General features: G+C 71.4%; 19 protein-coding genes, 1 pseudogene and 1 riboswitch. Of the genes and pseudogenes, 8 read left to right on the top strand and 12 right to left on the bottom strand.

All coding sequences use genetic code 11. From position 1 onward, the window contains the following. Nucleotides 1-16: 16 nt before the first annotated feature. Nucleotides 17-1,171, bottom strand: coding sequence for an N-acetylglucosamine-6-phosphate deacetylase (gene nagA / locus HW566_RS12345; protein WP_178013286.1), 1,155 nt, complete (start codon nt 1,169-1,171; stop codon nt 17-19). Further along, nucleotides 1,159-2,730 carry a family 20 glycosylhydrolase gene (locus tag HW566_RS12350; RefSeq protein WP_256728707.1) on the bottom strand — a complete coding sequence of 524 codons (1,572 nt, stop codon included), beginning with the start codon at nt 2,728-2,730 and terminating at the stop codon, nt 1,159-1,161. Before HW566_RS12350 ends, nagA begins: the two co-directional genes overlap by 13 nt. A 69-nt stretch (nt 2,731-2,799) precedes the next feature. Then, nucleotides 2,800-2,883: riboswitch (ZMP/ZTP riboswitch) on the top strand. 52 nt (nt 2,884-2,935) lie between these two features. On the opposite strand from HW566_RS12350, the gene glyA reads away from it, so the two are divergent. Both glyA and HW566_RS12360 read left to right on the top strand, forming a co-directional pair. Continuing rightward, complete coding sequence (gene glyA, locus HW566_RS12355) at nt 2,936-4,210, top strand: serine hydroxymethyltransferase (protein WP_178013288.1); 1,275 nt, start codon at nt 2,936-2,938, stop codon at nt 4,208-4,210. A 125-nt stretch (nt 4,211-4,335) separates the two neighbouring features. Further along, entirely contained in the window at nt 4,336-5,217 is an 882-nt protein-coding gene (locus HW566_RS12360; RefSeq protein WP_178013290.1) for a bifunctional methylenetetrahydrofolate dehydrogenase/methenyltetrahydrofolate cyclohydrolase, read from the top strand. A 26-nt stretch (nt 5,218-5,243) separates the two neighbouring features. Here HW566_RS12360 and HW566_RS12365 read toward each other — a convergent pair whose 3' ends face one another. Genes HW566_RS12365 through HW566_RS12375 form a run of 3 tightly spaced genes read right to left on the bottom strand, consistent with a single transcriptional unit; the run spans nt 5,244 to nt 7,722 of the window. Further along, complete coding sequence (locus tag HW566_RS12365) at nt 5,244-6,002, bottom strand: amino acid ABC transporter ATP-binding protein (protein WP_306171775.1); 759 nt, start codon at nt 6,000-6,002, stop codon at nt 5,244-5,246. Further along, nucleotides 5,999-6,844, bottom strand: a complete 846-nt coding sequence (locus tag HW566_RS12370) for an amino acid ABC transporter permease (RefSeq protein WP_178013292.1) — start codon at nt 6,842-6,844, stop codon at nt 5,999-6,001. The genes HW566_RS12365 and HW566_RS12370 overlap by 4 nt, the downstream gene beginning before the upstream one ends. A gap of 20 nt (nt 6,845-6,864) precedes the next feature. Then, nucleotides 6,865-7,722: an ABC transporter substrate-binding protein gene (locus tag HW566_RS12375; protein ID WP_178013293.1), complete on the bottom strand. Its 858-nt coding sequence runs from the start codon at nt 7,720-7,722 to the stop codon at nt 6,865-6,867. A 249-nt stretch (nt 7,723-7,971) separates the two neighbouring features. On the opposite strand from HW566_RS12375, the gene HW566_RS12380 reads away from it, so the two are divergent. Further along, a complete protein-coding gene (locus HW566_RS12380) occupies nt 7,972-9,039 on the top strand; it encodes a winged helix DNA-binding domain-containing protein (protein ID WP_178013295.1) in 1,068 nt (355 codons plus the stop codon). A 123-nt stretch (nt 9,040-9,162) separates the two neighbouring features. On the opposite strand, the gene HW566_RS12385 is transcribed toward HW566_RS12380, so the two are convergent. Further along, complete coding sequence (locus tag HW566_RS12385; protein ID WP_178013297.1) at nt 9,163-10,605, bottom strand: XRE family transcriptional regulator; 1,443 nt, start codon at nt 10,603-10,605, stop codon at nt 9,163-9,165. 117 nt (nt 10,606-10,722) lie between these two features. Here HW566_RS12385 and HW566_RS12390 point away from each other — a divergent pair, with 117 nt between their 5' ends. Continuing rightward, nucleotides 10,723-12,609 (top strand): phosphoenolpyruvate carboxykinase (GTP), encoded by a 1,887-nt coding sequence (locus tag HW566_RS12390; RefSeq protein ID WP_178013299.1) that lies wholly within the window; start codon nt 10,723-10,725, stop codon nt 12,607-12,609. A 97-nt stretch (nt 12,610-12,706) separates the two neighbouring features. On the opposite strand, the gene HW566_RS12395 is transcribed toward HW566_RS12390, so the two are convergent. Further along, nucleotides 12,707-14,656 (bottom strand): ABC transporter ATP-binding protein, encoded by a 1,950-nt coding sequence (locus tag HW566_RS12395; RefSeq protein WP_178013300.1) that lies wholly within the window; start codon nt 14,654-14,656, stop codon nt 12,707-12,709. 147 nt (nt 14,657-14,803) lie between these two features. Between HW566_RS12395 and HW566_RS12400 the strand changes: the two genes are divergently transcribed. Further along, the gene (locus HW566_RS12400) at nt 14,804-15,337 is read left to right on the top strand and encodes a hypothetical protein (RefSeq protein ID WP_178013302.1); all 534 of its coding nucleotides are present in this window, start codon (nt 14,804-14,806) and stop codon (nt 15,335-15,337) included. 31 nt (nt 15,338-15,368) lie between these two features. On the opposite strand, the pseudogene HW566_RS12405 reads toward HW566_RS12400, so the two are convergent. The 3 genes and pseudogenes from HW566_RS12405 to HW566_RS12410 form a co-directional block, all read right to left on the bottom strand. Beyond that, nucleotides 15,369-15,626 (bottom strand): annotated as a pseudogene (locus HW566_RS12405) (ribonuclease E activity regulator RraA); the annotation flags it as partial. Further along, nucleotides 15,566-15,694 (bottom strand): hypothetical protein, encoded by a 129-nt coding sequence (locus HW566_RS16150; protein ID WP_256728984.1) that lies wholly within the window; start codon nt 15,692-15,694, stop codon nt 15,566-15,568. The pseudogene HW566_RS12405 and the gene HW566_RS16150, both read right to left, overlap by 61 nt. 57 nt (nt 15,695-15,751) lie before the next feature. Continuing rightward, nucleotides 15,752-16,603, bottom strand: a complete 852-nt coding sequence (locus HW566_RS12410; protein ID WP_178013304.1) for a sulfurtransferase — start codon at nt 16,601-16,603, stop codon at nt 15,752-15,754. 75 nt (nt 16,604-16,678) lie between these two features. Between HW566_RS12410 and HW566_RS12415 the strand changes: the two genes are divergently transcribed. From HW566_RS12415 to HW566_RS12425, 3 genes are read left to right on the top strand one after another with little or no spacing between them, the layout of a single operon-like run. Next, nucleotides 16,679-17,620, top strand: coding sequence for an ABC transporter ATP-binding protein (locus HW566_RS12415; RefSeq protein ID WP_178013305.1), 942 nt, complete (start codon nt 16,679-16,681; stop codon nt 17,618-17,620). Continuing rightward, the gene (locus HW566_RS12420; RefSeq protein ID WP_178013307.1) at nt 17,617-18,477 is read left to right on the top strand and encodes an ABC transporter permease; all 861 of its coding nucleotides are present in this window, start codon (nt 17,617-17,619) and stop codon (nt 18,475-18,477) included. The genes HW566_RS12415 and HW566_RS12420 overlap by 4 nt, the downstream gene beginning before the upstream one ends. Continuing rightward, nucleotides 18,474-19,304, top strand: a complete 831-nt coding sequence (locus HW566_RS12425) for an ABC transporter permease (protein ID WP_178013309.1) — start codon at nt 18,474-18,476, stop codon at nt 19,302-19,304. Before HW566_RS12420 ends, HW566_RS12425 begins: the two co-directional genes overlap by 4 nt. 111 nt (nt 19,305-19,415) lie before the next feature. On the opposite strand, the gene HW566_RS12430 is transcribed toward HW566_RS12425, so the two are convergent. Then, nucleotides 19,416-20,858, bottom strand: coding sequence for an MFS transporter (locus HW566_RS12430; protein ID WP_178013311.1), 1,443 nt, complete (start codon nt 20,856-20,858; stop codon nt 19,416-19,418). 188 nt (nt 20,859-21,046) lie between these two features. Next, nucleotides 21,047-21,397 carry a Fe-S protein gene (locus HW566_RS12435; RefSeq protein WP_178013313.1) on the bottom strand — a complete coding sequence of 117 codons (351 nt, stop codon included), beginning with the start codon at nt 21,395-21,397 and terminating at the stop codon, nt 21,047-21,049. Nucleotides 21,398-21,429 lie beyond the last annotated feature (32 nt).

Raw genomic sequence — 21,429 nt, forward strand, 5'->3', positions numbered from 1 at the left:
GGCCCGTCGACCGGTGTCAGACCCGCCCGGTCCACACCCGATGCACGCGCAGCTCGCGGTCGAGCAGGACCGCGTCGGCGGGAGAGCCCACCGCGAGCGTGCCGAGGTCGTGACGACCGATCGCGCGCGCGGGCGTGGTCGTGAGCGCGACGACCGCGTCGGTCAGAGCGATGCCCGACGCGACCGCGGTGCGCAGCGCGGCATCCTGGGTCAGGGTCGATCCGGCGATCGTCCCGTCCGCCAGACGCGCGACGCCGTCGTCGACGCGGACCTCGAGCGCGCCGAGCAGGTAGGCGCCGTCGGCGGAGCCCGCCGCGGCCATCGCGTCGGTCACGAGGGCGATGCGCCCCGGTGCCGCGGCGAAGGCGATGCGCACGATCTCGGGATCCAGGTGCACGCCGTCGGCGATCACCTCGAGGGTCACCCGCTCATCGCCGGTGGCCGCGCCGATGGGGCCGGGCGCGCGGTGGTGGAGCCCCCGCATCGCGTTGAACGCGTGGGTGAGGATCGTGGCGCCGGCATCGAACGCCCGGCGCGCGATGTCGGCATCGGCATCGGTGTGCCCCACGGCGGCGGCCGCGCCCGCTCCGGCGACGCGCTCGATCGCGGCGAGGGCGCCGGGCAGCTCAGGAGCGATGGTGATCTGGCGCACGGTGCCGCGACCGGCCTCGAGCAGTCGCTCCACGGCGGCGGGCGTCGGCTCGATCAGCAGGCCGGGGTCGTGGGCGCCGTGGTGCCCGGGGTCGAGGAAGGGGCCCTCGAGGTGCGAGCCGAGGACGGCGGCGTCCGTCTCGACGAGGTCGGCGATCCGCGCGACCCGGTCGGCGAGGTCGTCGATGCCGGCCGTGACCAGCGAGATGATCGACCGCGTCGTGCCATGGGCGCGGTGCAGCTCGCGGGCCGCGCGGATCGCCTCGATGCCGTCGTCATGGGCGGCCCCGCCCCCGCCGTGACCGTGGATGTCGATGAACCCAGGAGTGAGGACGGCGCCGGGGCCGGCGACATCCTCGGCGTCGACGATCTCGTCGGCGCGGGTAGCGGCATCGCGCCACGTCTCACCGACGCCGCGCTCGGCCACCCGACCGCGCTCGACGAGAAGCCAGGCGCGGGCCGCCTCGACACCTTCGTCGACGAGGCGTGCGGAGTGGATGAGGCGGGTCAGATCGTCCATGGGACCTCTCGGGAAGCGGGGAAGCGGATGCCCAGGGTCGTCCACAGCGGCCCGAGGCCGCCCACCCGGGCCCGGAACGACGCCCAGCTGCGCTCGTCCGTGGTTCCCGTCGGCGCGGACCAGGCCGCCTCCGCCGCAGCGGCGATGCGCGGGAAGGCGAGCGCGTCGATGTCGTCGAGGTCGCGCACCGTCTCACTCCACAGCGGCGCCTCGACCCCGAGGATGTCGGCCTCGGACAGGCCCGGGACCACGTCGAGCGGCTCCCAGGAGTACGCGCGCTCGAGGCTCGTCGGGCCCCCCGCCCAGGTGAGTCCGAGCGGTGCCGACGCGTCGGGCTTCATGTCGAGGTAGACCGCGTCGGCGGGGGAGAGGATCAGGCGGCCGCCGCGGTCGACGAAGGCGCGCGCCTTCTCGGCGGCGCCCTCGGCGGGGGAGACGAAGCTCCAGTACTGCCCGATCGTGCCGGGTGCGAGGTCGCTCGCGGCGCCCGCCTCGTGCCACGCGATCGGGGTCTTGCCGAGTCGTGCGATGGCGGCGGAGGTGCGGGCGACGAACGCCGCGTAGGCATCGGCCGGTGTGCCGAACGCCTCGTCGCCGCCGAAGTGCAGATAGGGGCCGGGGGTGAGCCCGGCGAGCTCGGTGATGACGTCGTCGACGAACGCGTCGGTGGCCGGGTCTCCGATCCGCAGGGACGAGAATCCGACCCCGATGCCGGTGTAGGGCTCCCCGGCGACAGGGGGCTCGCCCCCCGCCGGGTCCCAACCCTCGAGGGCCGGCTCGGCGACCACCTCGGGGTAGGCGAGGCTGACGGCGTGGGTGTGTCCGGGCATGTCGAACTCGGGCACCACGGTCATGTGATGATCGGCGGCGTGCGCGATGATCGCGCGGTAGTCGTCGTGGGTGAAGAACCCGCCCGGGTCGCCGGCGACCGCATTCGCGGCGCTCTGCGCGGTGAGCTCGGGGCGCCGCGCGGACTGCAGGCGCCAGCCCTGGTCGTCGCTCAGATGCAGATGCAGCACGTTGAACTTCAGGCTCGCGGCCCGCTCGAGGAAGGCGGTCACGGTCGCCACGTCGTGGAAGTGTCGAGCGACGTCGAGCATGACGCCGCGATAGGCGAAGCGGGGCGCGTCGTCGATGCTCACCGCGGACACCGCCCACCCGTCGCCGGCGCGGACGATCAGCTGGCCGATGGTCTGCACGCCGTAGAAGAGCCCTGCCGCGTCGGCGGCGCGCACGACGACACCGTCGCCGTCGACGCGCAGCCGGTAGGACTCGGGCCGCCCCTTGCCGTCGACGGACAGCTCGATCCCCGGGCCGGCGGCGTCGGCGATGGGCGCGGGTGCGGTTGCCGCGCCGGCGGGGCCGGTGCTCGGCGCGCTGGGCGCGCTCGGAGTGCTCGCATCCACGAGGTGCACACCGGTGCGGGTGACGACGAGACGGCGGAGCGCACCCGCCGAACGGGCGTCGCCGGTGATGCGCACCGCGGGCGAGAGTGCGAAGGGCGCTGCGTCCCCGCGGACGGTGGAGGCGGGCAGCGGCACCAGCGGCAGCGACATCATGACGCACCCATCTGTAAGGAGACCTAACAAACTTGTCGGGCCAGCGTACCAGCGCAGCATCCGTTATGCTCGACGCGTCGCGACTGGCGTTGAGGTGGGTCACCACCGGGGAGCGACCGACACGGCATTCGACCGCGCGCCTGGGCCGATGTGGAACCTCTCTGCTCGTTAGATCCGTCCCGAAAGCCGTCGTCTGGAGATCGTCATGACCGATTCGTACTTCAACGCCCCACTCTCCGAGGTCGATCCCGAGATCGCCCAGGTGCTCGAGCGCGAGCTCGACCGCCAGCGCGGCTACCTCGAGATGATCGCCTCCGAGAACTTCGTCCCCGTCTCGGTGCTGCAGTCGCAGGGCTCGGTGCTCACCAACAAGTACGCCGAGGGGTACCCCGGACGTCGCTATTACGGTGGCTGCGAAGAGGTCGATGTCGCCGAGGAGCTCGCGATCGAACGGGCCAAGTCGCTCTTCGGTGCCGGGTTCGCCAACGTCCAGCCCCACTCCGGCGCCACGGCCAACGCGGCCGTGCTGCACGCGATCGCGCGCCCCGGCGACACGCTGCTGGGTCTCTCGCTCGATCACGGCGGGCACCTGACCCACGGCATGAAGATCAATTTCTCGGGCCGTCTGTACGACATCGTCGCCTACGGGGTCGACCCCGAGACCTCGCTGATCGACATGGACGAGGTGCGCCGTCTCGCCCTCGAGCACAAGCCGAAGGTCATCATCGCCGGCTGGTCGGCCTACCCCCGCCAGCTCGACTTCGCCGCGTTCCGCGCGATCGCCGACGAGGTCGGCGCCTACCTCTGGGTCGACATGGCGCACTTCGCCGGTCTCGTGGCCGCCGGTGTGCACCCGTCGCCCGTGCCCCACGCCCACGTCGTGTCGTCGACGGTGCACAAGACCATCGGCGGCCCGCGGTCGGGCATCATCCTCACCAACGACGCCGACCTCGCCAAGAAGATCAACACCGCCGTCTTCCCCGGACAGCAGGGCGGTCCGCTCATGCACGTCATCGCGGCTAAGGCCACGGCGTTCAAGCTCGCCGCGACCCCCGAGTTCGCGGAGCGACAGGAGCGCACCGTCCGCGGCGCCGCGATCATCGCCGAGCGTCTGATGCAGGCCGACGTCAGCGCCGCCGGTGTCGCGGTGCGCTCGGGCGGAACCGACGTGCACCTCGTGCTCGTCGACCTGCGCGACGCCGAGCTCGACGGCAAGCAGGCCGAAGACCTCCTGCACGAGATCCGCATCACCGTCAACCGCAACGCGGTGCCCAACGACCCGCGCCCGCCGATGGTCACCTCCGGCCTGCGCATCGGCACCCCGGCCCTGGCGACCCGCGGATTCGGCGACGCCGAGTTCACCGAGGTAGCCGATGTCATCGCGCTGGCACTGCAGCCCGGCGCCGACCTCGAGGCCCTGCGCACCCGCGTCGCGACCCTCGCCGAGGCCTTCCCCCTGTACCCCGGCCTGCAGCAGTAACCCCGCCCCTGCCCTTTCGCCGGCGCCGAGAACGCACCGGCCGGGCGAGAACGCACCCCGCACGGTGCGTTCTCGCCCGGAACCGGCGTTCTCGGCGGCCGCGATCCTCGCGAACGGAGAACGACATGACCGCGCAGAAGCTCGACGGGCGGGCCACCGCCGCTGCGATCAAGACCGAACTGGCCGAGCGCGTGGCGACGCTGCGCGCGCGAGGAGTCACCCCCGGTATCGCCACCGTGCTGGTCGGCGCCGACCCGGCATCCCAGCTCTACGTCGGCATGAAGCACCGAGAGTCCGAGGCGATCGGCATGAACTCGATCCAGGTCGAGCTGCCCGCCGATGCCACCCAGCAGCAGGTCGAGGAGGCCATCGACCGCCTCAACGCCGACCCGACGTGCCACGGGTACATCGTGCAGCTGCCCCTGCCGAAGCACCTCGACACCGACCGCATCCTCGAGCGCATCGACCCCGCGAAGGATGCCGACGGCCTGCACCCCGTCAACCTCGGGCGTCTCGTGCTCAACGTCAACGACCCCATCACCACCCCGCTGCCGTGCACGCCGCGGGCCGTGATCGAGCTGCTGCAGCGCAGCGGCTACGACCTCGCGGGCAAGAACGTCGTCGTCGTGGGGCGGGGGGTCACGATCGGCCGTTCGATCGGACTGCTGCTGACCCGCCGCGAGATCAACGCCACCGTGACGCTCACCCACACCGGCACCACCGACCTCGGTGCCCACCTGCGCGAGGCAGACGTCATCGTGGGCGCGGCGGGAGTGAAGCACCTCGTCACGGCGGCCGACGTCAAGCCCGGCGCGGCCGTGCTCGACGTGGGCGTCACCCGCGAGCACGACCCCGAGACCGGCAAGTCGAAGGTCTACGGCGACATCGCCCCCGACGTCGCCGACGTGGCGGGCTTCGTCTCGCCGAACCCGGGCGGCGTGGGCCCGATGACCGTCGCCCTCCTGATGACGAACGTCGTCGAAGCCGCCGAGCGCGCGACGGCCTGAGCGCCGCCCCCGCACCCGGACGCGGGTCAGAGGAGGAAGCGCGAGAGGAAGGCGCGGGTGCGCGGCTCGCGCGGCGCGCCGAAGACCCGCGCCGAGGGGCCCTCCTCGACGATGACGCCCTGATCGAGGAAGACGACGCGGTCGGCGACATCCCGAGCGAACGCCATCTCGTGCGTCGCCATCAGGATGGTCGATCCGGCGACGGCGAGATCGCGGACGAGTTCGAGCACCTCTCCGACGAGCTCGGGATCGAGCGCCGAGGTGATCTCGTCGAGCAGGAGCACCTCGGGGTCGGTCGCGATCGCCCGGATGATGGCCGCACGCTGCTGCTGCCCGCCCGACAGCCGGTCGGGATGCTCGCCGGCCTTGTCCGCCAGCCCGATGCGCCCGAGCAGCTCGCGGGCACGCGACTCCGCCTCGCGGCGCGGAACGCGGTGGACCACCCGCGAGGCGAGGGTGACGTTGTCGAGCACCGAGAGGTGCGGGAAGAGGTTGTAGCTCTGGAACACCGCGCCCAGCCGCGCGCGCACCGCGTTCGCGTCGACCCGCGGGTCGGAGATGTCGTCGCCCGCGAGCAGGATCTGCCCGTCGTCGATGGGCTCGAGCAGGCCGAGGCAGCGCAGCAGCGTCGACTTGCCCGACCCGCTGGCGCCGATGAGGGCGACGACCTCGTGCTGCGCGAGCGTCACGTCGACGCCGCGCAGCACCTCCTTCTCGCCGAAGGACTTCCGGATGCCGTCGGCCCGCAGCACGTCGACGGCGGCATCGCCCGCGGGGACGCTCACAGGATCGATCCCGTCTGCTCGCGCCGGCGGAGCCGCGCGGTGTACCAGTCGGTGAGGCGGATCGTCGGGATCGCGAGGAGCACGAACAGGATGCCCGCCACGACGTAGGGGGTGAAGTTGTAGGTCGTGGCCACGACGCCCTTCGCCTCCGCGATCGCGTCGAAGGCGGCGAGGATCGAGATCAGCCCCACGTCCTTCTGCATCGAGATGAAGTCGTTCATGAGCGGCGGCGTCATCTTGCGCAGCGCCTGGGGGAGCACGACCCGGCGGAGGGTCTGCGGGTAGCTCAGCCCGAGGGCGCGGGCGGCGAGACGCTGCGAGGGATGCACCGACTCGATCCCGGCGCGCACGACCTCGGCCACGTACGCCGAGTAGGTGAGCGTGATGGCGAGCACACCGAGCACCACCGGGTCGATGCGGGTGTTCAGGATCGTCGGCAGACCGAATCCGACCAGGTACAGCACGATGATGAACGGCAGACCGCGGAACAGATCGGTGTACCCGGCGGCGATGAGGCGGAGGGGGAAGAACACCGGTCCGCGCAGGGTGCGCAGCAGCGCCAGCGCGAGGGCGGCGATGCCGACCGTGACCACCGAGAACGCCAGTACCCGCAGGTTGATCAGAAAGCCCTTCCACACCTCGGGGAGGGCCTGCAGGGCGATCGCAGGATCGAAGAAGCTCCGCTGGACGGTCGCCCAGCCCTCGGTGTTGATGACCGTGAGCCAGACGACGGCAGCGAAGGCGAGGGTGGAGGCGACCGCGATCAGCACCGACCGGCGTTCGCGGCCGCGCCGATACGCTCGGCGCTCGAGTTCGAGCGCGCTCGGGGTGGAGGTGGTCACGGATAGACGCTAGCGCGCCCTCACTCGAGGAGCGTCACACCCTCCGTCAGCCCCGACAGCCACTCCGTCTCGAGGTCGGCGAGCGTGCCGTCCTCGCGCAGCTCGTCGACCGCCTCGGTCACGGCGCCGGTGAGCGGCGAGTCCTTCGCCAGCAGGAGGCCCCATTCGTCCTCGATGCCGGCCTTGGGCAGCTCCCCGACGAAGAAGGAGTTCTCGATGTAGAAGTTCACGGCGACGTACGCCGTGGGGGTGTCGAGGACGATCGCGTCGATCTGACCGGCGCTGAGAGCGGCGGTCGCATCCTCGTTCGAGTTGTACAGGCGCGGTTCGACGTCCGGGTCGACCACCTGCTCGAGGGTGAGTGCGCTGGTCGAGTTCGCCATCGCGCCGATCGTGAGGTCCTTCAGGCCCGCGATGTCGGTGACGCCGTCGGCTGCGCCGCCCTTCAGGGCGACGATGGACTGGCTCGCGGCGTAGTACGGCGACGAGAAGTCGACGCCCTGCTTGCGCTCGTCGGTGATGGTGTACTGCTGGATGTTGACGTCGAAGCTCTTGGGTCCGGGGGCGATCGCGGCTTCGAAGCTCGTGCGCACCCACTCGACGTCGTCGGCGGCGAAGCCGAGCTTGTCGGCGACGGCGTAGGCGACGGCGGCCTCGAACCCCTCGCCCGACGCGGGGTCGTCGTCGATGACGTAGGGCTCGTAGGCGGTCTCACCGGTCGCGACGGTGAACTTGCCCGGCGTGACGTAGTCCTCGGCGGCGGGGCCGGAGGCGGCGTCACCGGATGCCGCCGGAGCGGGGGATGACGAGCAGCCGGCGAGGACGATCGCGAGCGCTGCGACGCCGACGGATGCGGCGCGGATGAGAGAGCGGGACATCGGGGAACCTCCGGGTGCGGATGATGCCGCGCATCGGCGTGCTGTCACCGGCGGCTGCATCCATTCTCGCCTGCCCCGCGCGTGGGCGGTGCCCGAGGTCTCCGTGTTACGCGTCGTCGTTCGCGAAGTGACCCTTCGGCCGCGTAGGGGCCGTCCGTTCCGGGTCGATGCCGGACTTTCGGGGCGGGCGCGCGCGGGCCGCGCGGGGCCGGGCTGCGAAGCGGGGAGGAGGTGGGGCAGGATCGGCGGATGGGACCGGAAGAGATCACGACGGAGCGCCTGCGGTCGCAGCTGCTGAGCACGCCCGCACCGACGCCGGCCGATGCCGCGGGCCACATGCTCGCCGTGCAGGCGCAGGAGTTCTGGTCCGGTCGGTGGGCGCTCGGCGTGCGGACCGTCGGCGACGCGCGCATCGGCGACGTGGATGCGGCGTTCGAGGACGGCACGCTCGTGCGTTCGTGGACCCAGCGAGGCACCCTGCACATCGTGCGCGCGGTCGACCTGCCGGGGCTGCTCGCGGTGACGGCCGAGCGGCAGGAGCGCGCGGCTGCCGGCATCTGGCGCCGGGTCGGCGTGGACGACGCGGTGCTGCGTGCGGCGGAACGAGCCGTCCGGCGGGCGTTGCGGCCCGGCGGGCGGCTCACCCGCGGGGAGTTCGCCGACGTTCTGCGGGCGGCGGACGTCGACCCCGCGGGTTCGCGCGGCAACCACATCCTCTCAGCGCTCGCCGTCCGCGGCGTCCTCGCTCTGGGGCCGGTCGTGCCACGCGAGGGCGGCGTCAGCCGCGACCAGTTCCTCGTCGCCGTCGACGACCTGCCGTCGGCCGGGATGCCCGACGATCCGCTGGCCGACGTGTTCGCGGGCTACGTCCGCTCGCACGGACCGGCTCGCATCACGGACTTCGGCTGGTGGGCGGGTCTGCCGATCGGGACGTCTCGGCGCGCGGCCGAAGCCGCGGGCGACCGGGTCGTCGAGATCGAGGTCGGATCGTTCGCCGTGCGAACGTCGGTCGTCGGCCCGCGCGCGTCCGGAGAGGATGTCGTCGCCCTCCCGGCCTTCGACGAGTACTACCTCTCCTACGCCGACCGGACGATCGTCTGCGAACCCGACCTCGCCGCGCGGATCGGCCCCACCCAGAACGGCCAGGTCGCGCCGGTCCTCGTGTCGGGCGGGCGGGTCATCGGCACCTGGCGGCACTCCGTCGCCGCGGGACGGCACCATCTGCCACCCGAGCCTGTGCTCGTGACCGACGTCGGCGTGTCGGCATCCGCGATCGACGCGTCGCTCGCCCGGGTCTCCCGCTTCCTCGCCTCCTGAGGCCCGGACCGCGGCGCGCCGAGTCCTCGGATCTGCCGCGTCTGCTGACGCGCACCCGCGCTGTTTGGCGTATCCGCTCCGCCACCGGCATGGATCCGAGGAGTTACGGGGCGGCGCCGCGGCTCAGCGCCCGGCGTGGCGGTCGAGGAAGGCGTAGACCTCGTTGTCGTCGACGCCGGGGAAGGCGCCGCGAGGCAGCGGCGAGAACATCTGCATGTGCACCCGCGCGCTCGGCCACGCCTTGCCCTGCCACCTCGTGGTCAGCTCGGGGTCGGCGCGCCGGCAGCACGACTCGTCGGGGCAGGTCGACACCGCACGCTTCTGCGTCTCGCGCCCGCGGAACCATCGCGCGTCGTCGAACGGAACGCCCACCGTGATCGAGAACTCGCCCTCGGCGGTCGTGCCGGTCTGGCTCGAGCACCAGAAGGTTCCCGCGGGGGTGTCGGTGTACTGGTAGTGCTCGACGGTGCGGTTCTGCTCCTCGAAGGCGGTGCGTGCCGAGAACGCGCGGCAGACGACCTGGCCCTCGACGCTCCCGGTGACGTCCATCGGGAGCGGCAGGCCGTCGTTCTCGTACGCGCGCGTGATCGCGCCCGCGCCATCGACCCGCAGGAAGTGCAACGGGATGCCGAGGTGCGTGGTCATGAGGTTGGTCATCCGCATGGCCGCTGCCTCGTGTGTGACGCCGAAGGCGTCGCGGAAGTCCTCGACGGCGAGGTTCCGGTCCTTCTTGGCCTGGGCGAGGAAGGCGACGGCTGCCGTCTCGGGCATGAGGCAGCATGCGGCGTAGTAGTTGATCTCGAGACGCTGCTGCAGGAAGTCGGCGTAGTCGCTGGGCGGGGTGTGTCCGAGCAGCCGGTGCGCCATGGCCTGCAGGGCCATCGACCGCAGTCCGTGCCCGCCGGGGATGGAGGCGGGCGGCAGATAGATGCGCCCGTTCTCGAGGTCGGTGACCGAACGGGCCGAGTGCGGCAGGTCGGTGACGTACAGCAGCTCGAAGCCGAGCTGCTCGGCCATGATGCTCACCGTCCGGTGCGTGAGGGCGCCGGAGATGTGTCCCGCCGCCTTCAGCTGCTTCTCGGCCAGGCGCTCGATCTCGGGCAGGTAGTTCGCCGCCTCGCGCATGCGCAGGCGCAGCTCGGTGTTGGCGCGCCGCGCCTCCTCGGGGGTGGCGATGGCCTCGCGCTCGCGCCGCTGCAGCTCGCGGTGCAGGCCCAGGACCGATTCGAGCGTGTCATCGGTCATCGTCTTGCCCGCCTTGATCGGCGCGATGCCGAGACGACGGAAGACGGGACTGGACTGCGATCGCTCGAGTTCCAGTTCGAGCGCCGCCCGCCGGTTCGGCGGCTCGGGCGAGAGCAGGTCGGTCACGTCGGTGCCGGTGGCGGATGCGATCGCCTGCAGCAGCGAGAGCTTGGGCTCGCGGCGTCCGTTCTCGATCAGGCTGAGCTGGCTGCCGGCGACCCCGACCTGAGCGCCGAGCTCGTCGAGGGTCAGTCCCCGGGCGACCCGGTGATGACGGATGCGGTGACCGAGGGTCGCGAGCTGGAGTCCGGATGCGGCCATTGTTTCAGCATATCGAAAGATTCAAGCTTTTTGCGGCAGATTCAGGCCGGAAGACACGTAGATCATGCGGTCGAATCGTCTCACGCCCCGAACTCGCCGCCGACGTAGGAGACCGACATGGCCATCGCCGACCTCTTCACCCGCCCCGCCCCCACCGGCTCGCCCGCCGCCCGCCCCTCGCGAAGCACCCACGGCGCCCGTCCCGAGGCGACGACGGACGCGCTCGCCGAGCTCGCCGCCTGGGTCGACGAGATCGCAGCACTCACCCGCCCCGATCACGTGCACTGGGTCGACGGCTCGGCGGCCGAGAACGACGCGCTCCTGCGGCAGATGGTCGACGAGGGCAAGCTCATCAAGCTCAATCCGGAGTGGCGGCCGGGTTCGTACCTCGCCCGTTCGCACCCCAGCGACGTCGCCCGCACCGAGGGGCGCACCTTCATCGCGTCCGAGCGCGAAGAGGACGCCGGACCCACCAACAACTGGGCCGCGCCCGACGAGATCCGAGCGACGATCACACCGCTGTTCGCCGGGTCGATGCGCGGGCGGACGATGTACGTCGTGCCGTTCTCGATGGGGGCGGTCGGCGGCCCGCTCTCGCACATCGGCGTCCAGGTGACCGACAGCGCGTACGCCGTGGCATCCATCGGGATCATGACCCGCGTCGGATCGGCCGTGCTCGACGAGATCGCCGCCGGCAAGCCGTGGGTCCGGACGGTCCACTCGGTCGGCGCACCGCTGGCTGCGGGGGAGCAGGATGCCGCGTGGCCCTGCAACGACGAGAAGTACATCGTGCACTTCCCCGACACCCTCGAGGTGTGGTCGTTCGGCTCGGGGTACGGCGGCAACGCCATCCTCGCCAAGAAGTGCTTCGCGCTGCGCATCGCCTCGGTGATCGGGCGCGATGAGGGCTGGCTCGCAGAGCACATGCTGCTCATTCGCGTCATCGACCCCGTGGGCAAGGCCTACCACGTCGCCGCCGCCTTCCCGTCGGCGTGCGGCAAGACGAACCTGGCGATGCTCCGCCCCACGATCCCGGGGTGGCGGGTCGAGACGCTGGGCGACGACATCGCCTGGCTGCGCCCCGGCGCCGACGGACGGCTGTGGGCCATCAACCCGGAGGCGGGGTTCTTCGGCGTGGCCCCGGGGACCGGCGAGTCGACCAACGTCACGGCGGTCGAGACGCTGTGGGGCAACACGATCTTCACGAACGTGGCGTTGCGACCCGACGGCGACGTGTGGTGGGAGGGGCTGACCGACGAGGCTCCGGCCGAGCTGACCGACTGGGAGGGCAAGCCCTGGAGGCCGGCATCGGGCCGGCCCGCCGCGCACCCGAACTCGCGCTTCACCGTCAGGGCCGCGCAGTGCCCGCAGATCGCCCCGGACTGGGATGCCGCCGAGGGCGTGCCCCTCGACGCGATCCTGTTCGGCGGGCGGCGGGCGACCAACGTGCCGCTGGTGGTCGAGGCCACGGACTGGACCCACGGCGTGTTCATCGGGTCGAACATCTCGTCCGAGCGCACGGCCGCCGCGGAGGGCACGGTCGGCGAGCTGCGTCGCGACCCGTTCGCGATGCTGCCGTTCTGCGGCTACAACATGGGCGACTACTTCGCGCACTGGCTCACGGTGGGGCAGAAGCTGCGCTTCGACCGCGCACCGCGGGTCTTCCAGGTGAACTGGTTCCGCAAGGGTGCCGACGGCCGCTTCCTCTGGCCCGGGTTCGGCGACAACGCGCGCGTGATCGACTGGATCGTCCGGCGCCTGAACGGCGATGTCGACGCCGTCGACAGCCCCATCGGACGCCTGCCCCGCACCGCGGACCTCGATCTCGACGGCATCGACGTGCCGCAGCGCGACCTCGACGAGCTGTTCGCCGTCGACACCGCGTCGTGGCTGCGCGAGGCCGACCTCACCGAGGAGTTCTACGGGACCTTCGGCGACCGCCTGCCCGCCGCGCTGCGATCCGAGCTCGCGGCTCTGCGCTACCGACTCGGCCACCGCGCCTGACCCGGCCGCCCCCGCTCCCGCAACCGCGAGACGTCGGTCTCGTCCCGAGAGCGGGGGCTTCACCGGGCGCCGCGGGGCGGGACGGGGGCATCGCGGGTCACACCAGCAGCTGGTGTTTGGCGAGGTCGCGGTAGAGGGGCACCGTCGCCACGAGCTCGGAGTGCGTGCCCTGTCCGACCACCCGGCCGCCGTCGAGCACGACGATCAGGTCGCTGTCGACGACCGTCGAGAGCCGATGGGCGATGACCACGAGGGTGCGACCGGTCGCGACGGCGTCGATCGCCTCGCGCATGCGCTGCTCGTTCAGTCCGTCGAGCGACGAGGTCGATTCGTCGAGCAGCAGGATGGGCGGCGCGGCCAGCAGTGCCCGTGCGATCGCGAGACGCTGGCGCTCACCGCCCGAGAGCATGACCCCGGCCTCACCCACGGGGGCGTCCAGGCCGAGCTCGCTGCGCTCGAGCACGTCGCCGAGGTTCACCGCACGCAGCACGCGCTCGCACTCGTCATCGGTGGCGTCGGGCGACGCGAGCCGCAGGTTGTCGGCGATCGTTCCGGCGAGGGTGGGGGCGTCCTGCTCGACGTAACCCAGCTGCGCGCGCAGCCCATCGCGCGGCAGCGAGCGGATGTCGTCGCCTCCGAGCAGCACCGCGCCGCCGGTGACGTCGTAGAAGCGCTCGATGAGCGCGAGCGTCGTCGACTTGCCGGCGCCGGAGGGGCCGACCAGTGCCACGCGGGAACCGCGGGGCACCCGGAAGCTGACCCCCTGGAGCACGTCGCCTGCCGTCTCGGCGGCGTCGGCGTCCGGTGCGTCCGGCGCGTCGAGAGCCGCGGCAGGAGCCGATCCGCTCGCGGCGGCGGCGGCCTCCGCGACCGCGGAGGTGTCGACGCGCGCGTCGGCGAGGGTGCGCAGCGCCTCCGTCGAGGCGGAGCGGCGGGCGGCGACGACCGCCTCGGGATAGCGGAAGCGCACGTCGCGGAACTCGATCGCCGCGTCGCCGTCCCCGCCCCCGATGCCGCGCGCGGCGGCATCCGCATCGTCGAGGGCGTCCTCGGTGGGCAGATCGAGCACCTCCTGGATGCGCCCGAGCGCGCCGAGCGCCTGGTTGACGGAGGTGATCGCGCCGAGGAACGACGCGAGCGGCTGCACCAGGAAGAACAGGAACATCACGAACGTCACGAGGCTCGCGATCGAGATCGCCCCCGACGCCACACGGAACCCGCCGACGCCCAGCACCACGAGGAGCGACAGTTGCAGGGCGATGCCCGCCACCGGCACGACCAGTGCAGACGCCTTCGCCACGCGCACGCCGGCGTCGTAGGCGTCGCGGGCGGCACCGGTGACGGCGGCCTCCTCGCGTTCGGTGGCGCCGGCGGCACGGATGGTCCGGATCGAGCCGATCGCACGCTCGACACCCGAGGCCAGCTCGCCGACGCGTTCCTGCTGTTCGCGCGTCGCCTTGCGGATGCGGGTGCTGAGGGCCACGACGACGGCCACCGAGGCCCCGATGACCACGACGATCAGCAGCAGCAGCAGCGGGTCGATGAAGAACATCGCCACGATCGCGCCCACGAAGATCAGCGCGTTGCCGACCGAGTCGGCGAGGCCCTGCGTCAGGACGGCGTAGAGCAGCGTCGTATCGGTGCCCACGCGCGAGACCAGGTCTCCGGTGCGGCGGGCGTCGAACTCCGAGATCGGCAGGCGCAGCAGGCGGGCGATGAGCCGGCGCCGACTCGAGAACACCACCGCGGTGCCGGTGCGCTGCAGGAGGTAGTGCTGGAAGGCGCCGATCACCGACGACACCACCACGAGGGCGACGAGCGCCCAGACGAGGATGCCGAGGGGGTCGGCAGCCTGCACGCGCTCGATCACCTGTCCGACGATCAGCGGCTGCCCCAGTGTCGCGACGGCCTCGATCACGCTGAGTACGGCGACGGCGACCAGGACGCCCTTGTGCTCGAAGAGATAGGGGAGCAGCTGCGACAGTCGGGCGCGCGGCCCCTCGTCGTCGCGGCGCCGTCCACGCGGGCGGCTGCGGGTGTCGGACATGCGGTTCCCTCGGTTCGGCGAAGCGGTACCTCGACCGTACTTCGTGCGTCACGGACCCGGGGGCCGCAGGGACCGCCGATTCCCTGTGGGAGCCTCTGTCGCCTTCCCCCGGTTGTCGGCGCGCGGGATTGATGCAAGGGTTTCCTGATGCGATGGACCAAGACGCACAAGACACGGTCGATGATCGGAGTGTTCGCGCTGGTGGGCATCTCGCTCGTCGGATGCACGGCGCAGCCGTCCGAGGCGGAGACGCCGCGACCATCCGTGAGCGTCAGCGCCTCTCCCACGCCGACGGCGGATGCGGCCGGCGACGAGGAGCTGCTGCCGATGCCCGTCGAGGACATCCGCGATTGGGCGACCACGGCGGTGCCGTCGTCCACGAGCGTGACCGGGACAGGCGTCCTCTCGGGATGGCTCAGCCAGAACACCTCCGCGCACCACCTGACCACCTTCTCCTCCCTCGCCCCCGGCAGCTACCAGGGCCAGATCGCCTGTCGCGGTGCCGGCACCGTCACCCTCGGCGCGGGCGAGGTCGACAGCGATCCCTCATCTGGCCCGGTCGTCTGCGCCGACGGCACCACCGCCTTCGACGTCACGATCGAGCAGACCGGTATGAGTGTGGTGCTCGACCTCGAAGGCGACCCGACCGTCTACGCGCTCTCGCTGGTGCGCACGGACTGACCACCGGCGGGGCGCGACGTGGCCCGCCCGATCACCGCTCGACGAGGACGCCGTCGACGTCAGCCCACACGTGCCGGCCCGGGGCGAAGACGACGCCCGCGATCGTGACCGGAACGTCGATGTCGCCGATGCCGTCCTTCGCGCTCGTGCGAGGGTTCGAGCCGAGGGCCTTGACGCCCAACGGCAGCGACGCGATCGCGGCTCGGTCGCGGACGGCCCCGTTGACGATCACGCCGGACCACCCGTTCTCGACCGCGGATGCCGCGATGAGGTCGCCGACGAGGGCCGATGCTGCAGCGGAAGCGAATCGAGTTCGTCGCCGCGGGCGTCGTAGGTGTCGGCCGTCGACATCGTCATGGGCACAGCGTAGCGGGAGGTGCGACGGGCCCGACCGCCGCGCCGCCGGTCGCGGAATCAGGCCCCGGTGGCGGCGGGGCGGCCGGGATCCTGCGACCACTGGCTCCACGAGCCGGGGTAGAGCACCGGATCGTATCCGGCGAGGACGAGCGCGACGGCCGCGTGGGCGGCGGTGACGCCGGAGCCGCAGTAGACCCCGACCGCTGTGCCGGGTTCGGCGCCGAGCGCGGCGAAGCGCGAGCGCAGGTCGTCCGGTCGGCGGAACCGTCCCGTCTCGTCGAGGTTCGCCGTGGTCGGGGCCGACACCGCCCCCGGGATGTGACCGGCCCGGGGGTCGACCGGCTCGGTCTCGCCGCGGAAACGCTCGCCGGCTCGCGCGTCGAGCAGCACCCCGTCGCGAGCGTGGGCGAGGACGGTCTCGACGTCGAGCACCGGCATCGATCCCGGAGAGATCATCGCGGTGCCCGGCCGCGCGGCGCCCGGCTCGCCCTCGGCGAGATCGAAGCCCGCCTCGGTCCACGCGGGCAGCGCCCCGTCGAGGATGCGCACGTCGGTCATCCCGGCATCGCGCAGCACCCACCATGCCCGGGCGCTGGAGAGGTTGCCCGCCTCGTCGTAGACCACGACGGTGTCTCCGTCGTCGATGCCCCATTCCCGCACCGCGGCCTGCAGGCGCCCGGGCGAGGGGAGCGGATGCCGCCCCGCGCGGGGGTCGCCGTGCTCGGCGAGCTGCGTGTCGAGGTCGGCGTACCGCGCCCCGGGGATGTGACCGGCGACGAAGGCCGGGCGGCCGTCGGGCCGGTCGAGGCGCCAGCGCACGTCGAGGACGCGGACCGGGCCGCCGTCGGCGTACCGTCCCGAGACGAGGGCGTCGTGGAGCTCGGCGGCCGTGGTCAGGACGTGGGACATGGTGTCTCCTCTCGATGCGTACCCTGCGATTGTGCCCCGCGGACGCGCGTCGGCGGTCGTGGCTACTCTGGTCGGGTGCCAGAATCCGTCATCTCCGCGCGCTCGCTGCGGAAGACATACGCCGTCAAGGGCAAACCCGATTTCGTCGCCGTGGACGACCTCTCGTTCGAGGTGGCGCCGGGGGAGTCGTTCGGTCTGCTCGGCCCGAACGGCGCGGGAAAGTCCACGACGATGAAGATGATCGGCGCGGTCTCGACCCGGAGCGCGGGCGACCTCGAGATCCTCGGGCTCGACCCCGACCGCTACGGTCCCGAGATCCGTTCACGCCTGGGCGTCGTGCCGCAGCAGGACAACCTCGACGGGGAACTGAACGCCCGCGAGAACCTCTACATCTATGGCCGGTACTTCGGTCTCCCGGGCCGCGTCTGCCACCGGAAGGCCGACGAGCTGCTCGCGTTCGCGCAGCTCGAAGACAAGGCCAAGGCCAAGGTCGATCAGCTCTCCGGCGGCATGAAGCGGCGCCTCACCATCGCCCGCGGCCTCATCAACGACCCGCGGATCCTCCTGCTCGACGAACCGACGACGGGTCTGGACCCGCAAGCTCGTCATGTGCTGTGGGACCGGCTGTTCCGGCTGAAGGAGCGCGGCACCACCCTGGTGCTGACGACCCACTACATGGACGAGGCCGAGCAGCTGTGCGATCGGCTGATCGTCGTCGACAAGGGGCGGATCATGGCCGAGGGCACGCCCGCCTCGCTCATTCGCGAGCATTCGAGCCGCGAGGTGCTCGAGGTCCGCTTCGGCTCGGACCGCAACGAGCAGGCGGCGCGGCAGCTGCGGGGGATCGGCGACCGCGTCGACGTGCTGCCCGACCGCATCCTCGTCTACGCCGGCGACGGCGAGGCCGCGCTCGAGCGCGTCATGGCCACCGGTCTCACCCCCATCACGAGCCTCGTCCGGCGTTCGAGCCTCGAGGACGTCTTCCTGCGCCTGACCGGACGGTCGCTGATCGAATGACCGCCCAGACCGCGCACCCCACGCTCGACGAGCTGCGCGCCGAGGCGATGGCCGGGGGTAGACGACCCCGGCGCTATGGGTCGTGGTACGTCGCCGAGCACATGGTGCGGGCGATGCGTGCCTACGGCTGGACGATCGTGGTCGGCGCCGTGGGACAGCCGATCATGTACCTGCTCGGGCTCGCCGTGGGTCTGGCCGCCCTCATCACCGTGCCGATCTCGTCGCACGGCCAGGAGGTCGACTACCTCCCCTTCGTCGCGCCGGCCCTGCTGGTGACGGCGGCCATCGCCGTGGCATCCGAGGAGATGACCTACCCCGTGATGGCCGGCTTCAAGTGGCGGCGCTACTTCTACGGCTTCAACGCCTCGGCGCTGTCGAGCCCGCAGATCGCCAACGGTGTGATCGCCGGCGCCGTCGCCCGCATGGTCGTCGCCGTCGGTGCCTACTACCTGTTCATCTGGCTGCTGCCGTTCGGGGCTGTTCCCGCGCCCGAGACCGGGTGGCTGTCCATCCTCGCCGGTGTTGCGGCCGGGGTCGCGTTCGGCATCCCGCTCATGGCCTACGCCGGCTCGATCCAGGACGACAAGGGGCAGTTCGCCCTCGTGCAGCGATTCGTCTTCATGCCGATGTTCCTGTTCTCGGGCACGTTCTACCCCGTCGAGACGCTGCCGATCGGCCTGCAGTGGATCGCGTGGATCTCACCCCTGTGGCACGGGGCCGAGCTCGGCCGCGCCGCGACCTACGGAGCCGACATCGCCGCGGGCATGCTGCTCGTGCACGCGCTGTACCTCGTCGCGCTCGCGCTGGCGGGCTATCTGTGGGGTCGACGCGTGTTCACCGAGAGGCTCGCGAAGTGAGCGCCGCGACCGAGGGCGGCGCCGTGTCGGCGCGCGGCCGCGGCGGGGTCCGTGCTCTCTGGGCGGGCAACCCGGGAGCGGTCGTGCAGCGCGGCCTCATCGCGGCGCGCTCGTCGAGCTGGATCGTCGTGCTCTCGGGGTTCTTCGAGCCGGTGTTCTACCTCGCCTCGCTCGGCATCGGGCTCGGTGCGCTCATCGGCGAGGTCGAGACGACGGCCGGTGCCGAGGTGCCCTACGCCGCCTACATCGCGCCCGCCCTGTTGGCGGTCTCGGCGATGAACGGTGCGGTGTACGACTCCACCTGGAACGTCTTCTTCAAGCTCAACTACGGCAAGCTCTACGAGGGGATGCTGTCGACGTCGCTCGGGCCGCTCGATGTCGCCCTCGGTGAGATCCTGTACGCCCTGCTGCGCGGGCTCGTGTACGCCACGGGCTTCATGATCATCATGCAGGTGCTGGGGCTGAACCTCGCCTGGACGGCGGTGCTCGCTCTCCCGGCGGTGCTGCTCATCGCCTTCGGCTTCGCGAGCGTCGGCATGGCGGTGACGAGCTATATGAAGACGTTCCAGCACATGGACTGGATCAACTTCGTGCTGCTGCCGATGTTCCTCTTCTCGGCGACCTTCTACCCGATCACCGTCTACCCCGAGTGGGTGCAGGCCATCGTGCAGGCCCTGCCGCTGTGGCACGGCGTCGAGCTGATCCGCGGCTTGACGACGGGGCTGCTCTCGATCGGCATGCTCTGGCACGTGCTGTACTTCGTCGTGATGATCGGCCTCGGCCTCGTGTTCACGACCAAGCGGCTGCGCGCGCTCTTCCTCGGCTGACCGGCGACCCGTTTCCGCGACGGACCGACCCGACCGTCGGCGGAGCTCGCTACGGCGGATGCCGCGGCTCCACCCTGCGGGGGAGCCACGGCATCCGTGGGTCGGGGAGCGTCAGCGGGTGACGGAGGCCTCGCCGATGTTGGTGTCGTAGTCGGTGTCCTTCGTCTCCTTCGACAGCCACAGGGCGATGAAGGTCAGGACGGCGGAGCCCGTCAGGTACACGCCCACCAGCCAGGTCGAGCCGTTCGCGAGGGCCCACAGCGTGGTCGCGATGCTCGGTGCGACGGCGGCGCCGAGGATCGAGGCGACGTTGTACGAGATCGCCGAGCCGGTGTAGCGGACGTTCGTGGGGAACAGCTCGGGCAGCAGAGCGCCCATCGGCCCGAAGGTGGCGCCCATCAGCATGAAGCCGAGCACGAGGAAGGCCTGAACCAGCGCGCCGGTGAACTTCGGGTCGAGCTGCGGGCTGAGGAAGACCGCGAACAGCAGGCCGAACGCGGCGATGACGCCGGTGACACACAGGAGCAGGCGGCGGCGTCCGATCGAGTCGGCGACGGGACCCGACAGCAGCGTGAAGATGCCGAAGAAGATCACACCGACGATCTGCATGATCACGAAGTCGGTGAACCCGAACCCGAGCCCGGGCACGTACGCGGCGGCATCGAACGCGGCGCCGGACGCCTCGGCGGTCGCCTGCGCGCTCTCGAGGGTCGGCTTGGTGCCGTAGGCGAGCGTGAAGCTCGTCATCAGGTAGAACAGCACGTACGTGGCGAGCATGATGAACGTGCCGAGGATGAGGGCCCGCCAGTGACCGCGGATGACGGATCCGAGCGGGAACTTGCGGATCGCGCCGGTCTTCTCCGCCGCTGAGAACGTCGAGGACTCGACCAGCCTCAGACGGACCCAGAGGCCCACGATGACCATCACCGCCGAGAACAGGAACGGCACGCGCCAGCCCCACGCGAGGAACTCCTCGGAGCGCTGAGCGGGCCCGTCCGGATGGGGCAGTGCGAAGTAGATCGCGAGGAACACGGAGTTCGCGATGATGAAGCCGATCGGCGCGCCGAGCTGCGGGAACGTGCCGTACCAGGCGCGCTTGCCCTTCGGGGCGTTCTCGGTCGCGACCAGCGCGGCACCCGACCACTCACCGCCCAGGGCGAAGCCCTGCGCGAGGCGCAGCACGAGCAGCAGGAGGGCGGCCCACCAGCCGATGTCGTTGAAGGTGGGGAGGCAGCCGATGAGGACGGTCGCGATGCCCATCGTCAGCAGCGAAGCGACGAGCGTCGCCTTGCGGCCGAACTTGTCGCCGAAGTGTCCGAACACGACGGCGCCGATGGGTCGGGCGATCATGGCGGCGCCGAAGACCGCGAAGGAGGCGAGCAGCGACGCGGTGTCGTCGTCACTGGGGAAGAAGAGGATCGGGAAGACCAGGACGGCCGCGGTCGCGTAGACGTAGAAGTCGTAGAACTCGATCGTGGTGCCGATGAGGCTGGCCGTGATGACGCGGGAACGGGGGTTCGCGGGCGCGGCAGGGGCCGCGGTGGCGGAGGACATGTGCGGTGTGATGCCTGTCTGGGAGAACGGGTGAGCGCCCTCGTGGGAGCGTGCCGGTGGGCGGACGTCCGAGGCGGGGTGGTGCGGGGGACGTTCGACGCGGGGATCACCGGCGGCGTCGACGGTGTCGGCGACGCACGATCGTCCATCCTATGACGGATGACGGATGCCGGACGCACCGGCTCCGGTCAGCGCCAGAGCACGGCGATGGCGACGTTGGCGACGGTGGCCGCGCCGATGATCCAGAACATCACCGGGGGAACGTCCTTCCCACGCTTCTGCCGTGCCGAGCCGATGCCCAGCAGTGCACCGATGACGAGGAGGACGACGAGCTTGACGGCGATCTTGGTGTAGTCGAGGTCGTGGTCCGTGCCCCACGGCGCGGCCAGGGCCAGCCCGGCGATCCCCGCCACCAGCAGCCCCCAGCTCATGACGCGGGTGATGCGGCGGGCGCCGAGCGCTTCGACCACCCATGCGCCGAAGAGGGTGGCAAATCCCACGAGGTGGACGACGAGCACGATTCCGCGAAGGGTTTCCATACCCTCAGCCTAACTGAAGGTATGTGGTGCGG

This window comes from Microbacterium oleivorans (assembly GCF_013389665.1).
Taxonomy (GTDB): domain Bacteria; phylum Actinomycetota; class Actinomycetes; order Actinomycetales; family Microbacteriaceae; genus Microbacterium; species Microbacterium oleivorans_C.

Bases quoted from the DNA above. Each gene is read 5' to 3' on its own strand.
- HW566_RS12350 (WP_256728707.1), bottom strand. From the start codon at position 2,730: ATGATGTCGCTGCCGCTGGTGCCGCTGCCCGCCTCCACCGTCCGCGGG.
- HW566_RS12400 (WP_178013302.1), top strand. From the start codon at position 14,804: ATGCGATGGACCAAGACGCACAAGACACGGTCGATGATCGGAGTGTTC.
- HW566_RS12435 (WP_178013313.1), bottom strand. From the start codon at position 21,397: ATGGAAACCCTTCGCGGAATCGTGCTCGTCGTCCACCTCGTGGGATTT.
- HW566_RS12360 (WP_178013290.1), top strand. From the start codon at position 4,336: ATGACCGCGCAGAAGCTCGACGGGCGGGCCACCGCCGCTGCGATCAAG.
- HW566_RS12395 (WP_178013300.1), bottom strand. From the start codon at position 14,656: ATGTCCGACACCCGCAGCCGCCCGCGTGGACGGCGCCGCGACGACGAG.
- HW566_RS16150 (WP_256728984.1), bottom strand. From the start codon at position 15,694: ATGACGATGTCGACGGCCGACACCTACGACGCCCGCGGCGACGAACTC.
- nagA (WP_178013286.1), bottom strand. From the start codon at position 1,171: ATGGACGATCTGACCCGCCTCATCCACTCCGCACGCCTCGTCGACGAA.
- HW566_RS12420 (WP_178013307.1), top strand. From the start codon at position 17,617: ATGACCGCCCAGACCGCGCACCCCACGCTCGACGAGCTGCGCGCCGAG.
- HW566_RS12390 (WP_178013299.1), top strand. From the start codon at position 10,723: ATGGCCATCGCCGACCTCTTCACCCGCCCCGCCCCCACCGGCTCGCCC.
- HW566_RS12385 (WP_178013297.1), bottom strand. From the start codon at position 10,605: ATGGCCGCATCCGGACTCCAGCTCGCGACCCTCGGTCACCGCATCCGT.
- HW566_RS12410 (WP_178013304.1), bottom strand. From the start codon at position 16,603: ATGTCCCACGTCCTGACCACGGCCGCCGAGCTCCACGACGCCCTCGTC.
- glyA (WP_178013288.1), top strand. From the start codon at position 2,936: ATGACCGATTCGTACTTCAACGCCCCACTCTCCGAGGTCGATCCCGAG.
- HW566_RS12375 (WP_178013293.1), bottom strand. From the start codon at position 7,722: ATGTCCCGCTCTCTCATCCGCGCCGCATCCGTCGGCGTCGCAGCGCTC.
- HW566_RS12430 (WP_178013311.1), bottom strand. From the start codon at position 20,858: ATGTCCTCCGCCACCGCGGCCCCTGCCGCGCCCGCGAACCCCCGTTCC.
- HW566_RS12380 (WP_178013295.1), top strand. From the start codon at position 7,972: ATGGGACCGGAAGAGATCACGACGGAGCGCCTGCGGTCGCAGCTGCTG.